Source organism: Streptomyces sp. Rer75 (assembly GCF_013414305.1).
Classification (GTDB): Bacteria; Actinomycetota; Actinomycetes; order Streptomycetales; family Streptomycetaceae; genus Streptomyces; species Streptomyces himastatinicus.
This window is the reverse complement of sequence record NZ_CP058693.1, coordinates 4110858-4124934: the sequence shown is the minus strand read 5'-3', so window position 1 is coordinate 4124934 and position 14077 is coordinate 4110858. Positions and strand designations below refer to the sequence as shown.

General features: G+C 73.2%; 12 protein-coding genes and 1 pseudogene. 10 read left to right on the top strand and 3 right to left on the bottom strand.

What is annotated here, in order from left to right:
* The first annotated feature begins 159 nt into the window (after positions 1-159).
* From HYQ63_RS17185 to HYQ63_RS17145, 9 genes and pseudogenes are all read left to right on the top strand, one after another.
* Positions 160-1488 carry an extracellular solute-binding protein gene (locus tag HYQ63_RS17185; RefSeq protein ID WP_179934748.1) on the top strand — a complete coding sequence of 443 codons (1329 nt, stop codon included), beginning with the start codon at positions 160-162 and terminating at the stop codon, positions 1486-1488.
* Positions 1485-2471, top strand: coding sequence for a carbohydrate ABC transporter permease (locus HYQ63_RS17180; protein WP_179934747.1), 987 nt, complete (start codon positions 1485-1487; stop codon positions 2469-2471). Before HYQ63_RS17185 ends, HYQ63_RS17180 begins: the two co-directional genes overlap by 4 nt.
* Entirely contained in the window at positions 2468-3352 is an 885-nt protein-coding gene (locus HYQ63_RS17175; protein WP_179934746.1) for a carbohydrate ABC transporter permease, read from the top strand. Before HYQ63_RS17180 ends, HYQ63_RS17175 begins: the two co-directional genes overlap by 4 nt.
* A 5-nt stretch (positions 3353-3357) precedes the next feature.
* Positions 3358-5037 (top strand): beta-N-acetylhexosaminidase, encoded by a 1680-nt coding sequence (locus tag HYQ63_RS17170; RefSeq protein WP_179934745.1) that lies wholly within the window; start codon positions 3358-3360, stop codon positions 5035-5037.
* Between the two features lie 275 nt (positions 5038-5312).
* Positions 5313-6212, top strand: coding sequence for a xanthine dehydrogenase family protein subunit M (locus HYQ63_RS17165; protein ID WP_179934744.1), 900 nt, complete (start codon positions 5313-5315; stop codon positions 6210-6212).
* On the top strand, positions 6209-8473 hold the full coding sequence (locus HYQ63_RS17160) for a 2Fe-2S iron-sulfur cluster-binding protein (RefSeq protein ID WP_257231910.1): 2265 nt from the start codon (positions 6209-6211) through the stop codon (positions 8471-8473). Before HYQ63_RS17165 ends, HYQ63_RS17160 begins: the two co-directional genes overlap by 4 nt.
* The gene (locus HYQ63_RS17155; RefSeq protein WP_179934743.1) at positions 8470-10791 is read left to right on the top strand and encodes a xanthine dehydrogenase family protein molybdopterin-binding subunit; all 2322 of its coding nucleotides are present in this window, start codon (positions 8470-8472) and stop codon (positions 10789-10791) included. Before HYQ63_RS17160 ends, HYQ63_RS17155 begins: the two co-directional genes overlap by 4 nt.
* Positions 10792-10798: 7 nt before the next feature.
* Positions 10799-10894 (top strand): annotated as a pseudogene (locus HYQ63_RS17150) (GNAT family N-acetyltransferase); the annotation flags it as partial.
* A gap of 91 nt (positions 10895-10985) precedes the next feature.
* Positions 10986-11375: a DUF3592 domain-containing protein gene (locus HYQ63_RS17145; protein ID WP_179934742.1), complete on the top strand. Its 390-nt coding sequence runs from the start codon at positions 10986-10988 to the stop codon at positions 11373-11375.
* A 25-nt stretch (positions 11376-11400) separates the two neighbouring features.
* Here HYQ63_RS17145 and HYQ63_RS17140 read toward each other — a convergent pair whose 3' ends face one another.
* The gene (locus tag HYQ63_RS17140) at positions 11401-12048 is read right to left on the bottom strand and encodes a hypothetical protein (RefSeq protein WP_373689212.1); all 648 of its coding nucleotides are present in this window, start codon (positions 12046-12048) and stop codon (positions 11401-11403) included.
* 65 nt (positions 12049-12113) lie between these two features.
* The gene (locus HYQ63_RS17135; protein WP_179934740.1) at positions 12114-12329 is read right to left on the bottom strand and encodes a hypothetical protein; all 216 of its coding nucleotides are present in this window, start codon (positions 12327-12329) and stop codon (positions 12114-12116) included.
* Between the two features lie 85 nt (positions 12330-12414).
* Here HYQ63_RS17135 and HYQ63_RS17130 point away from each other — a divergent pair, with 85 nt between their 5' ends.
* Positions 12415-13176 carry an SDR family NAD(P)-dependent oxidoreductase gene (locus tag HYQ63_RS17130; RefSeq protein WP_179934739.1) on the top strand — a complete coding sequence of 254 codons (762 nt, stop codon included), beginning with the start codon at positions 12415-12417 and terminating at the stop codon, positions 13174-13176.
* A 10-nt stretch (positions 13177-13186) separates the two neighbouring features.
* On the opposite strand, the gene HYQ63_RS17125 is transcribed toward HYQ63_RS17130, so the two are convergent.
* Complete coding sequence (locus tag HYQ63_RS17125; protein ID WP_179934738.1) at positions 13187-13957, bottom strand: sulfite exporter TauE/SafE family protein; 771 nt, start codon at positions 13955-13957, stop codon at positions 13187-13189.
* Positions 13958-14077 lie beyond the last annotated feature (120 nt).

Here is a 14077-nt window from a genome sequence, read left to right as displayed (position 1 = left end):
GCCCGGACCCCTGGTGCTTCCCCGGGCCCGGGTTTCCTCGGTCAAAGATTGGTCGAGACCTCTTGTCCGGGCCCGAAACGTTCCCTAGCCTGCCGCATATTGTGCTGTGCGAAACATGCGTTGCATGGTATGCAACGCCCTCCCTAAGGGTGCGTTTCCATGAAGCTCTCCAGACCCCTCCCTCTTTCCCGTCGCCTCGCCGTTCCCGCCGCGGCGCTCGTGCTCGCCGGGCTCACCGCCACCGCCTGCGCCCCCTCCACCTCCGACAACAGCGCCACGGAGGACGACAAGAGCGGCAGATTGCGCGTCTGGCTCTTCCAGGAGGTCGACAACAAGCCGAAGCAACGGGTCGTCAATGACGTCGTGTCCGCCTTCGAGAAGAAGCACGACGGCGTGACGGTGGACGTCACCTACATCCCGATCGACACCCGCGCGCAGAAGATCAAGGCGGCCTTCAACGACCCCAAGAGCGCCCCCGACATCATCGAGTACGGGAACACCGACACGGCCGGATACGTGGAGGACGGCGGACTCGCCGACATCAGCAAGGAGTTCGGCGCCTGGGACGAGTCGGCGAACACCGACTCCACCGCCAAGAACTCGGTGACCGTGGGCGGCAAGGTGTACGGCGTGCCGCTGTTCGTCGGCGTACGGGCGCTGTACTACCGCACCGACGTCTTCAAGGACCTCGGCCTCGAACCGCCCACCAGCCAGAAGGAACTCATCGCAACCGCGAAGGAGATCCACGAGCGGAAGCCCGACCTCTACGGCATCTCGGTCGGCGGCGCCTACACCTACGGCGCGATGCCCTTCATCTGGGCCAACGGCGGCGAGCTGGCCACCGAGAAGGGCCCGTTCGGCTCCAACGAGTACGAGTCGGCCATCGACGGCGCCGACGCCAAGAAGGGCATCAAGAGCTACACCTCGCTCATCACCGACGACAACTGCCCGCCGGCCAAGTGCGCCCAGTGGGGCGGCAACGACAGCGTCGCCGCCTTCGCCGCGGGCAAGTCGGGCATGACGATCGGCGGCGACTTCAACCACGCGGCGATCGAGGCGGGGTCGGTCAAGGGCAAGTACGCGGTCGTGCCGCTGCCGGGCGTCAAGGAGGGCAGCATCGCCCCGGCGTTCGCAGGCGGGAACAACCTGGGCGTCCTCAGGAGCAGCAGCCACCGCTCGCTCTCCGTCGACCTGATGGAGCAGCTGGCCGGGAAGAAGACCCAGGCCAAGCTCTACGACGCCATGGGCTTCCTGCCCACATTCACCGATGTGCGCGGGGACATCGCGCGGAAGGACCCGTTCGTCAAGCCCTTCGTGAAGACGCTGGACACCAGCTCCACGTTCGTGCCCGCCTCGCCCGGCTGGTCGGCCATCGACTCCCAGATGGTGCTGCCGACGATGTTCCAGCAGATCATCAGCGGCCGTAAGAGCGTCGACGACGCGGCCGCCGAGGCGGCGAAGAAGATGGACGAGGCATTCGGCACGTGACCTCGGGGACCATCACCCAGCAGGCCGGGCCGGAACCGTCCCGGAAGCACCCGCCCCGGCCCACCGCGCGCGGGGCCCGGCGGCGGGCCGGGCGGGGGAGCTGGACGCCCTGGCTCTACCTCGCCCCGGCCCTCGTCGTCCTCGGCGGGCTGCTGATCTATCCCATCTATCAGCTCGGGCTCATCTCGTTCCTGGAGTACACCCAGGCCCAGGTGAGCGGCGGACAGCCGACCAGCTTCCAGGGGTTCGCCAACTACGCGGAGCTGTTCCGCGACGCCGAGTTCTGGAGCGTCACCCTCACCACCGTCGTCTTCGCCGCCGTGTGCGTCGTCTCCACCCTCGCGGTGGGCTGCGCGCTCGCGGTGCTGCTCACCCGGGTCCGGGCGATCCCGCGGCTGGCGCTGATGCTGGCCGCGCTGGGAGCCTGGGCCACCCCGGCGGTGACGGGCTCCACGGTCTGGCTGTTCCTGTTCGACCCCGACTACGGGCCCGTCGACCGGGTCCTGGCGTGGGTCGGGCTCTCCGGCTTCCATGACTACTCCTGGACGTACGGGCGCTACAGCGCCTTCGCCCTGGTGCTGTTCGAGATCGTGTGGTGTTCGTTCCCGTTCGTCATGGTCACCGTGTACGCGGGCATCAAGGCCATCCCGGCGGAGGTGCTGGAGGCCGCCGCCCTCGACGGCGCCTCCGCCTGGCGGATCTGGCGCCGGATCATGGCCCCGATGCTGCGGCCGATCCTCGTCGTGGTGACGATCCAGTCCATCATCTGGGACTTCAAGGTCTTCACCCAGATCTACGTCATGACGGGCGGCGGCGGCACCGCGGGCCAGAACATGGTGCTCAACGTCTACGCCTACCAGGAGGCGTTCGCGTCCTCGGAGTACGGGCTCGGCTCGGCGATCGGCGTGGTGATGCTGCTGATCCTGCTCGCCGTCACCCTGGTCTATCTGCGGCTGCTGCGACGGCAGGGAGAAGAACTGTGACCCACTCCAGCGCCGTCGCGCCGCGCCGCGGACCGCGCGTCCGCCGCCCCTGGCGGCTCGCGGCCGAGGCCACCGCACTGGCCGTCGCCGCCGTCGTCGCCTTCCCGCTCTACTGGATGGTGCTCTCGGCCTTCAAACCGGCCGGGGAGATCCGGTCCACCCACCCCCGGCCGTGGACCTCCGCGCCCTCCCTGGACTCCTTCCGGCGCGTCTTCGAACAGCACGACTTCGGCCGCTACTTCCTCAACAGCCTGCTGGTCGCCGGGGCGGTGGTGATCGCCTCGGGCCTGATCGCCTTCCTCGCCGCGACCGCCGTCACCCGCTTCCGCTTCAGGTTCCGCACCACGCTGCTGGTGATGTTCCTGGTCGCCCAGATGGTGCCGATCGAGGCGCTGACCATCCCGATGTTCTTCCTGATGCGGGATCTGGGCGACGCCGTGCCCGGGGTCGGGCTCAACACCCTGGGCTCGCTGATCCTGCCGCACATCGCCTTCTCGCTGCCGTTCGCCATCTGGATGCTGCGCGGCTTCGTGAAGGCCGTCCCCGAGTCCCTGGAGGAGGCGGCCTATCTGGATGGCGCGAGCCGCTCCCGCTTCCTGTGGCAGATCCTGTTCCCGCTGGTCCTCCCCGGGCTCGTGGCCACCAGCGTCTTCTCCTTCATCTCCGCCTGGAACGACTTCCTGTTCGCCAAGTCGTTCATCATCAGCGCGACCGAGAACTCCACCCTCCCGATGGCGCTCCTCGTCTTCTTCCGGGACGAGGGCAACGACTGGGGCGGCATCATGGCGGCGTCCACCGTCATGACCATCCCGGTGCTGATCTTCTTCGTACTCGTACAGCGCCGCCTGGTCTCCGGCCTCGGCGGAGCGGTAAAGGACTGACGCCCATGAACGGGCCCATGAACCGGCAGCCCGCCACCGGCCTCCTGCCCGCCCCGCTGCGGGCCGTCCCCACCCTCGGTGGCGGCGAGGGCTACGTCCTGGACGAGGACAGCCAGATCGACGCCCGGCCCGGCACCGAGCGCGTGGCCCGCTGGCTGCGCGCCACCGTCGGGGCCGCCACCGGCTTGCCGTTGGCCCCGCACACCGACGCCTGGAACCGCGTCGTGCTGGAACTCGACCCGGGCGTCGGCGAGCGGCTCGGCCCCGAGGGGTACCGCATCGTCATCGACGGCCTCGCGGTGGTCATCCAGGGCGGCGGCGAACCGGGCCTGTTCTGGGGCGCCCAGACGCTGCGCCAGCTGCTCGGCCCGGACGCCTTCCGGCGCGCGCCGATCGACCCGGAGCGGCGCGCATGGACCCTGCCCGCGCTCAGCGTGGAGGACGCGCCCCGCTTCGCCTGGCGCGGGCTGATGCTGGACGTGGCCCGCCACTTCCTGCCCAAGGACGGCGTGCTCGCCTATATCGACCTGCTCGCCGCCCACAAGCTCAATGTGCTCCATCTCCATCTGACCGACGACCAGGGCTGGCGGCTGGAGATCCGCCGCTACCCGGAACTGACCGCCACCGGCGCCTGGCGGACGCGCACCAAGCTCGGCCACCGCGCCTCCCCGCTGTGGGACGAACGCCCGCACGGCGGCTACTACACCCAGGACGACATCCGCGAGATCGTCGCCTACGCGGCAGAACGGCACATCACCGTCGTCCCCGAGATCGACATCCCCGGGCACAGCCAGGCCGCCATCGCCGCCTACCCGGAGCTGGGCAATACGGACGTCATCGACACCGCCTCCCTCGGAGTCTGGACCACCTGGGGCATCAACCCGAACGTACTCTCCCCCACCGACACCACGCTCCGCTTCTTCGAGAACGTGCTGGAAGAAGTGCTGGACCTCTTCCCCGGCACGTTCGTCCACCTCGGCGGCGACGAATGCCCCAAGGATCAGTGGAAGGCATCCCCGGCCGCCCAGGAACGCATCCGCGAGCTGGGGTTGGCGGGCGAGGACGAGCTCCAGAGCTGGTTCCTCCGCCACTTCGGCCACTGGCTCGCCGCCCGCGGCCGACGCCTGATCGGCTGGGACGAGATCCTGGAGGGCGGCGCACCGGACGCCCCGCTGCCCGACGGCGCCGCCGTCTCCTCCTGGCGCGGCTACGCGGGCGGCATCACCGCGGCCCGGGCCGGCCACGACGTCGTCATGTGCCCCGAACAGCAGGTCTACTTCGACCACCGGCAGGACCCGGGCGCGGACGAGCCGGTCCCCATCGGCTACGTCCGCACCCTGGAGGACGTCTATCGCTTCGAGCCGGTTCCGCCGCAGCTCACCGCGGCCGAGGCCGAACACGTGCTGGGCGCGCAGGCCAACGTCTGGACCGAGGTCATGGAGGACCGGCGGCGGGTCGACTACCAGACCTTCCCCCGTCTCGCCGCCTTCGCCGAAGCCGTATGGTCCGCCCTTCCGCCGCCGCCCGAGCGGGACTTCGCGGAATTCGAGGGGCGCATGGAAGCACACTACGCCCGTCTGGATGCGCTGGGCGTGAGCTACCGCCCGCCCTCCGGACCGCACCCCTGGCAGCGCCGCCCCGGTCTGCTCGGACGCCCGATCGAGGGATCGCCCCCGATCGTGTGAGCCCACGGCAAGGTGCTCGCCCCCGCGCCCCGCCCCTGGGACGGTGGTCATCCGGCTCGTGAGCAAGTTCGTACAAGGGTCCCTGAAACGTGGCAATCCACACCCGACGGAGACGTCACCCGAAACCCGTACCATCCCCCAGGTCAGGGACGGAACCGCGCTTCCTGGACCCTCGCGACGGCAGGCGTGCGAGATGTGCCAGAGTTGCCACGTCCGGGCTGTGAGCACGTACCGTACGGCGCAACAGCCGGGACACCGGGGAAGGGGCAGCTGGGTTGACCACGCACGCACCGCAGGCGGCGCACACGGTGACGTTGCCGGGCTCGCTCGATGAGGCCGTGGCGGCGCTGGCCGCCATGCCCGCCGCCGTGCCCGTCGCCGGCGGTACCGATCTGATGGCCGCGGTCAACTCCGGCCTGCTGCGGCCCGCCGCGCTCGTCGGGCTCGGCCGGATCAGTGAAATCCGCGGCTGGCGCTACCTGGACGGACACGCCCTGCTCGGCGCCGGACTCACCCACGCCCGGATGGGCCGCCCCGACTTCGCGGCGCTCATCCCGGCCCTGGCCGCGGCCGCGCGCGCCGCGGGACCCCCGCAGATCCGCAACGCCGGAACGCTCGGCGGCAACATCGTCAGCAACGCCCCCACCGGCGACGCGCTGCCCGTGCTCGCCGCCCTGGAGGCCACCCTCGTCATCGCCGGGCCCGAGGGCGCGCGCCGCGAGATCCCGGTCAGCCATCTCCTCGCCGGGGTCGAGATGCTGAGGCCCGGTGAACTCGTCGGATTCGTCCGGGTTCCGCTGCTGCACGCCCCGCAGGCCTTCCTCAAGGCCACCGGGCGCACCGGCCCCGGCCGGGCCGCCGCGTCCGTCGCCATCGTCCTCGACCCGGCGCGCCGCGGGGTGCGCTGCGCGGTGGGGGCGGTCGCGCCGATGCCGCTGCGCCCGCTGGAGGCCGAGCGCTGGGTCGCCTCGCTCATCGACTGGGACGGCGACCGCGGCCATCTCGATCCGCAGGTCAGCACGGCATTCGGGGAGTACGTGGCCGCCGCCTGCATCCCCGACCCGCCGCCGCCGGAGGACGGCTCGGACCCGGTCCCCCTGCCGCCCGCGGCGATCCATCTGAGGCGTACGGTGGCAGCCCTGGCCCGCCGAGCATTGGGGAGGGCACTCGCGTGAGTGACGAACAGCAGCCGCACCGGCCGGACCCGGGGAGCGGGTGGCAGCCGATGCCGCACGGCCCGGAGTACGACGCGGAGTCGACGGCTTTCGTCCAGCTTCCGCCCGACTTCCAGTTCCCGGAGCCGGGCGACCCCGCGGCCACCGGCTGGGACCCGCTCGCCGCGCCCGGCACCGGCTACACCCCGCCGCCGATGCCCGGCGCGCCGTCGCAGGGCGGCCAGTGGCAGCCCGCGGAGCACGGCGGCCCGTACGGCACGTCCGGGCACGACCACGCCAGTCACGCCGGGTCCTCCGGCCAGCCCGGTCACTCCGGTCACTCCGGGACCGGGCACTGGACCATGCCCCACACGGACACCGGCGGCTCCGGCTACCACTACGGCGGCCACCAGGACCCGCACGGCACCCCCCAGTGGCCGGCGCCCGCCGAGGACCCCTCGGGCCACGCCGGACATGTGCCGCACACCGGTCACTGGCCGGTGCGCCCCGAGGAGCCGGTCGACGACTGGCCGCTGCCCGAGGGGCAGTCCCACGGCAACGGCATCCCGGTGCAGACCAGCCAGTGGACGATCCCGGTCGCGGGCGACGACGGCGTGGACGAGACGGGTGAGTACCGGGTCGACGACCACCCCGGCCCGGCGGCCCCGCCGTACGGTGCCCAGCCGGGCCACGGCGCTCCGGCCGGTCCCGGTCCGGTCGCCCCCGGCGACCCCGCCGACCAGGGCGATCCGCAGGAGACCGCGCAGCTGCGGCTGCCGTTCGGCCGCAACGCGCGGCAGCAGCAGGCCGCCCCGTACCAGTCGCAGCAGCCGCAGCAGCCGCAGCAGCCGCACGCCGACCAGGTCCATACCGACCAGGCGGGACACAGCGGTCAGTGGTCGGTCCCGGCGGCCGACGAGGGCGTGGACGACTCCGGGGAGTACGCGGTCGAGGGCCATCCCGGTCCGGCCGCCCGGACGGGCGCTCCGGCGCGCCGCCCGCTGCGCATCCCCGACGACGACTCGCCGCGCGAGCACTCCGCCCCGGCGACCCCGCCGCACGGCACCCCGCCGCACGGCACCCCGCCCCAGGGCACGCCGCCCCAGGGCACGCCCGCGCACGGCACCCCGCCGCACGGCACGGACGGCCACGGCTGGCACGGTGCGTCGGCGGCCGACGCCCCCGGCGCGTTCGTACGGGAACGGGAGCCGGAGCGGGAGGACGACCGGCACGCGGGCCCCGCGGCGCCCGGCGCCCTGCCCGAAGAGGCCGCCTGGCACGGCGAGTTCAGCGACGGCACCGGTGCCCACGGCCCCGCCGCCGGGAACTCGGGCGAGTTCGCGATGGACGCCCCGCCCCCCGGCGCGCACACCCCGGCGCACGGCACCCCGGCGCACGGCAGCCCGGTCCCCGACGGGCCCGAGGCCGACGCCCCCGGCGAGTCCGTGGCCGTGGACGAGGCCGCGGCCGAAACCCCGGCCGAGGCCGAACGGCCCGCGGCCGAGGAGGGGTTCACGGACGCCCCGGAGCAGTCCGCCCCGACCGAGGCCCCGGCGGACGCCCCCGAGGCCGCTGACGCCCCCGCCGAGCCCCTTCCCGCCCCCGCCGAGGACGAGGACCGGGCGGCCCCGGCGGACCCGCTGGACCCGGCCCACAGCGAGCACCCCCAGGCGTCGTACGTGCTGCACGTCAACGGCGCCGACCGGCCCGTCACCGACTCCTGGATCGGCGAGTCGCTGCTGTACGTGCTGCGCGAGCGGCTCGGCCTCGCGGGCGCCAAGGACGGCTGCTCGCAGGGCGAGTGCGGCGCCTGCTCGGTCCAGGTCGACGGGCGGCTCGTCGCCTCCTGCCTGGTGCCCGCCGCGACCGCCGCGGGCTCGGAGGTCCGTACGGTCGAGGGCCTGGGCCAGGACGGCCAGCCCTCCGACGTCCAGCGCGCGCTGGCCGAGTGCGGCGCGGTCCAGTGCGGCTTCTGCGTGCCCGGGCTCGCGATGACCGTGCACGACCTGCTGGAGGGCAACCACGCCCCCACCGACCAGGAGACCCGCCAGGCGATCTGCGGCAACCTGTGCCGCTGCTCCGGCTACCGCGGAGTCGTCGACGCCGTGCGCGAGGTCGTGGCGGCCCGTGAGGCGGCCGACGAGGCGGCGGAGGCCGCGGACGCCGCCGAGGACGAGGCGGCGGCGCACGACCCGGCCCGCATCCCGCGGCAGGCGGGTCCGCCCGGCACCGGGAACCGGGGCGACGGCGGCAACGGCAGCGGTATGGGAAGGGCATCATGACCGGAATCGCGGACGGCGCGGGAGCCGTCACCGCAACCCCCTCCGCCGGAACGCCCGTCCCCCCGCCGCCGCACATGGGGCTCGGCGTGTCGCTCCAGCCCGCCGACGTGACGGCCAAGGCGTCCGGCACCTTCCCGTACGCGGCCGACCTGTGGGCCGAGGGGCTGCTGTGGGCCGCCGTGCTGCGCTCACCGCATCCGCATGCCCGCATCGTCTCCATCGACACCTCCCCGGCCGTCGGGATGCCCGGGGTGCACGCCGTGGTGACCCACGCCGACGTCCCCGGTGACGCCTCGCACGGCCGCCGGGTCGCCGACCGGCCGGTGTTCGCCAAGGACCTGGTGCGCCACCACGGCGAGCCCATCGCCGCCGTCGCCGCCGACCACCCCGACACCGCCCGGCTGGCCGCGGCCGCCATCGCCGTCGAGTACGAGGTGCTGGAGCCGGTCACCGACCCCGAGCAGGCGTTCGCCGCCGAACCGCTGCACCCCGACGGCAACCTGGTCCGCCACATCCCGCTGTCCTTCGGCGACCCGGAGGTCGTCGGCGAGGTCATCGTCGAGGGCCTGTACCGGATCGGCCGCCAGGACCCGGCGCCCATCGGCGCCGAGGCGGGCCTCGCCGTACCGCGCCCGGACGGCGGGGTGGAGATCTACACGGCCTCCACCGACCCGCACGCCGACCGCGATCTGGCCGCCGCCTGCTTCGGCCTGGAGCCGGAGCGCGTCAAGGTCGTCGTCACCGGCGTCCCCGGCGCCATGGGCGAGCGCGAGGACCCCGGCATGCAGCTGCCGCTCGGGCTGCTCGCGCTGCGCACCGGCCACCCGGTCAAGCTCGCCGCCACCCGCGAGGAGTCCTTCCTCGGGCACGCCCACCGCCACCCCACCCTGCTGCGCTACCGCCACCACGCGGACGGGCAGGGCAAGCTGGTGAAGATCGAGGCGCAGATCCTGCTGGACGCGGGCGCCTACGCGGACTCCTCGGCGGACACCCTGGCCGCCGCGGTGTCCTTCGCCTGCGGCCCGTACGTCGTCCCGCACGCCTTCATCGAGGGCTGGGCGGTCCGCACCAACAACCCGCCCTCCGGCCATGTCCGCGGCGAGGGCGCGATGCAGGTGTGCGCCGCGTACGAGGGCCAGATGGACAAGCTCGCGGCCAAGCTCGGCCTCGACCCGGCCGAGATCCGGATGCGCAACGCCATGGCCACCGGTGACCTGCTGCCCACCGGACAGACCGTCACCTGCCCGGCGCCGGTCGCCGAAGTGCTCCAGGCCGTCCGGGACGCACCCCTGCCCGACCTCCCCGCCGACGACCCCGAGGACGACTGGCTGCTGCCCGGCGGCCCCGAGGGCGCGGGCGACCCGGCCGCGGTGCGGCGCGGCGTCGGCTACGCGCTCGGCATGGTGCACATGCTGGGCGCCGAGGGCGCCGACGAGGTGTCCACCGCCACCGTCAAGGTCACCGGCCCGGTCGCCACCGTCATCTGCGCGGCCGTCGAGACCGGCCAGGGCTTCACCACCCTGGCCCGCCAGATCGTGCAGGACGTCCTCGGCATCGAGGAGGTCCACGTCGCCCCCGTCGACACCGACCAGCCCCCGGCCGGACCCGCCTCGCGCGGCCGCCACACCTGGGTCTCGGGCGGTGCGGTCGAGCGCGCCGCCAAGATGGTCCGCACCCAGCTGCTCCAGCCGCTGGCGCACAAGTTCGGCATGTCCACCGAGCTGCTGACCATCGCCGACGGCAAGATCACCTCGTACGACGGCGTCCTCAGCACCACCGTCGAGGAAGCCCTCGAGGGCAAGGAGCTGTGGGCCACCGCCCAGTGCCGCCCGCACCCCACCGAACCGCTCGACGAGACCGGCCAGGGCGACGCCTTCGTCGGCCTCGCCTTCTGCGCCGTACGGGCCGTGGTGGACGTCGACATCGAGATCGGCGCGGTCCGGGTCGTGGAGATGACCGTCGCCCAGGACGTGGGCCGGGTCCTCAACCCGCGCCAGCTCCGCACCCGCATCGAGTCCGGCATCGCCCAGGGTATCGGCGCCGCCCTCACCGAGAACCTGCGCACCTCCCGCGGCGTCATCCGCCACCCCGACCTCACCGGCTACGCCCTGCCGACCGCCGTGGACGTCCCCGACATCCGCATCGTCAAACTGGTCGAGGAGCGCGACGTGGTGGCCCCCTTCGGCGCGAAGGCGGCCAGCGCGGTCCCGGTCGTGACCTCCCCGGCAGCGGTGGCGGCAGCCGTCCGCGCCGCCACCGGCCGCCCGGTCAACCGCCTCCCCATCCGCCCCCAGGCAGCGGTGGTCAACCGGACGTAGCCACATGACGGCCGTCCGTGGCGCGAGCGCCATGGCCACCGAGCGGGACGCCACCGAGCTGCTGCCGGACGCCGGTTACCGGTGTGTCTTCAGCCTCGTCGAGTACGTCCGCTACCGCCGGAGCAACTGATGCGCCGAGGGGGCGCGTCCTTCACGGTGATCCCCTCGGTCGCGGTTTCGGAAGGTGTCCGCTCGTGCCTCTCCTGCTCATGTTGATCAGCACGGTCCTCCTCCTGGCCACCGCGCTCTGGGCCCCCGCCCGGGCGTACTGGCTGAAGCGGACCGGCCGGCAGGCGGAGGCGCGGGTGACCGGGCGGCGGGTGGTCGACCGGGGCGAGGACCACCACACCGAGCTGACGCTGTCGTTCACCGACCACGACGGCCGCGCCCGCGAGTTCGAGACCCGCATGCTGACCACGCGGGCCGCCCCGCCCGTCGGCACCCGCGTCCCCGTCGCCTACCCCGCCGACCGTCCGGAGGAGGTGCGGATGCTGACGTACACCTGGCGGGCGACCCGGTCCTACCTGGCGTTCCTGCTGCTGGGCGTGATGTGGATGACGGCGCTGGTGCCGCACCTCCCGTAGCCGCCCGTCCGCCCCGCCGGTCTCCTTACGAGCCGTGCAGCCAGATCCGGAGTGGACCAAGCGGCTCGAAGCCGTGCCGGATGGCGACCGCCAGGTCGTCGCCTTGCTCGTAGCCGACCACCGGCAGGGTGGGGAAGAGCCGGCTCACCGCGTCCAGTGCCGACGGCCAGGCCGCGTCGGGGCCGCCGTCCAGCGCGAAGACGTTGGAGATTCCGACCACCTGGTCGCTGCGGCTCGCCACCGCTCCGGCAACCACACGGCCCTCGGCGGACCATCCGGCGAGCACGAAGGTGGTGGGGTCATCGAGCAGTTCGGGCCGGAAGAGGTCCGCATTGCCGTCCCCCTCGTCCCAGGCGAGCGCCCAGGCACGCAGCGTGTCCGAATCGCCCACCACGTCCCAGGCGGGGACCGACGCGAGTGCGGGCGCGCTCGTCGGGCGGTGGATCCACCGCGCTTCGAAGAGCACGTGGAAGCCGGCGTTCGTCAGGTCGAGGTCGGAGAAGCTGTCCTTCACCGAGGCGCCGGGCGAGGCGGTGTCGATCCGAGCCGCCAGCGCAGCCGGGTCCGCGCCCGGCACCAGCGTCACCGCGTCAGGGTAGTAGAGCGGCGTACGCGACGGAGCGGCCCATGCCTGAGCCCCGAACTCGCCCGCCAAGCCGTGCGATCGGCTCATCGCCGCGCACCACTCGGCGTTGTTGCGGGCGGCGGCCCGGATGAGGGGGAGTTGTTGCGGAGTCGTCACGAGTGCGGATCATGACCCATCCGGCCCCGGCCCGTCGAGCGGCTCGGCGAACCGGAGCGTGGTCGCCGCGCCGCGTCGGTGGGGGTGGTCGGCGAGGCGTACCGCCAGTGGGGCGCCCGGCGGTCGGGCCAGCCGACGGTCGTGGTGCGGGCCTGTTCGTAGCCCTTCTCCAGGAGAGGGCGGGCCCGCTCGGCGGGGTGCAGCCGGGTCATCCGGCCTGTGTACATCGGTGGCCGGTGGCGCCGCACGGAATTAATCGGTGTCGCCCGGTGGCCGTCGTTTGCTAGTCCTTGCGGTATGCGGGAGACAGTGCGGACGGACCATGTCGCCATCGTGACCGGAGCGAACCACGGGATCGGGGCGGCGACCGCCAGAGCGCTCGCCGCCCGCGGGGTCGCCGTGCTGTGCGCCCACCTCGGGCCGGGCGGCGAGGAGGTGGCGGAGGAGATCCGTCGCGCGGGCGGGCGGGCCGCGGCCTTCGAGGCGGATCTCAGCGACCCCGCCGTGCCCGGCACCCTCTTCGACGTCGCCGAGGAGCGCCTCGGCCCGGTCGACATCCTGATCAACAACGCCTCGGGATGGGTGCAGGACACCTTCACCCCGGATCCGGTCGATCGGTTCGGACGGCCGTTGCAGCCCGTCACCGCGGAGACGTGGTCGCGGCAGTTCGCCGTGGACGCGATGGCCCCGGCCCTGCTGATCGGCGAGCTGGCCCGGCGTCACCGGGCGCGGGGCGCCGGGTGGGGGCGGATCGTCGGGCTGACGTCGGGCGGCGACCTCGGCTTTCCCGGTGAGGTCTCGTACGGCGCCGCGAAGGCCGCCCAGGTCAACTACACCCTGTCCGCCGCCGTGGAGCTCGCCGGTCTCGGCATCACCGCCAACGTGGTGCATCCGCCGGTGACCGACACCGGGTGGGTGACGGACGAGGTGCGGGAGTTCGTCGCGTCGAGCAGCACCCACTTCCACGTCGCCGAACCGGCGGAGGTCGCGGAGACCATCGTGTTCCTCACGTCCGATGCGGCAGCGCTCGTCACCGGCAACACGATCACCCTGCGGTGAGGTGCCGCACTTACCGCAGCACCAACTGCACGATCGCCGCCGTCCCCACCGTCACGATCAGCGCCCGCAGCGCGGCCGGGCTGAAGCGGCGGCCCACCGCGGCCCCGGTCATGCCGCCGAGGGCGGAGCCGACCGCGATGAGGACGACGGCCGTCCAGTCGAAGTGGGCGGCGAAGAGGAAGAACAGCGCGGCGACGGAGTTCACGACGGCGGCGAGCACGTTCTTGATGCCGTTGAGGCGTTGCAGCGGCTCGTCGAGGAGCATGCCCATCAGGGACATGTAGATGATGCCCTGGGCGGCGGCGAAGTAGCCGCCGTAGACGCTGGCGAGCGTCAGCGCGAGCAGCAGCAGCGGACCGCCGTCCCGCCGGGCGGAGCCCTGCGGCCTCGCCTCGCGGCGGGCGCGCACCTTCTTGGAGATCAGCGGCTGGAGCACGACCAGCACCAGCGCCAGGCCCACCAGCGTCGGCACGATCCGCTCGAACGCCGTGCTGGGCAGCGTCAGCAGCAGCGTGGCGCCCCCGAGCCCCCCGACCAGGGCCCCGGCGCTCAGCTTCAGCACCCGCCGCCCCTGCCCCACCAGCTCCTTGCGGTAGCCGATGGCTCCGCTGATGGAGCCGGGTATGAGGCCGAGCGCGTTGGACACCGTGGCGGTGACGGGCGGCAGCCCGGTGGCGAGGAGCACGGGGAACGTGATCAGCGTCCCGGACCCGACCACGGAGTTGATCCCACCCGCGCCCACCCCCGCCGCGAAGACGGCCACCATCTCCCACGGCGTCACGCCGCCACCTCCTGTTCGCTGCCTGAGGGAAGTCTCATGGGCCCGACGGTAGACGGTGATCGCTTCGCTGTCCGCCGAAGTCCGGGCGGGGCGCCCGCCGAAGGCGCCCCGCCCGAATCG

Bases quoted from the DNA above. Each gene is read 5' to 3' on its own strand.
- HYQ63_RS17185 (WP_179934748.1), top strand. From the start codon at position 160: ATGAAGCTCTCCAGACCCCTCCCTCTTTCCCGTCGCCTCGCCGTTCCC.
- HYQ63_RS17170 (WP_179934745.1), top strand. From the start codon at position 3,358: ATGAACGGGCCCATGAACCGGCAGCCCGCCACCGGCCTCCTGCCCGCC.
- HYQ63_RS17155 (WP_179934743.1), top strand. From the start codon at position 8,470: ATGACCGGAATCGCGGACGGCGCGGGAGCCGTCACCGCAACCCCCTCC.
- HYQ63_RS17140 (WP_373689212.1), bottom strand. From the start codon at position 12,048: ATGAGCCGATCGCACGGCTTGGCGGGCGAGTTCGGGGCTCAGGCATGG.
- HYQ63_RS17135 (WP_179934740.1), bottom strand. From the start codon at position 12,329: ATGACCCGGCTGCACCCCGCCGAGCGGGCCCGCCCTCTCCTGGAGAAG.
- HYQ63_RS17130 (WP_179934739.1), top strand. From the start codon at position 12,415: ATGCGGGAGACAGTGCGGACGGACCATGTCGCCATCGTGACCGGAGCG.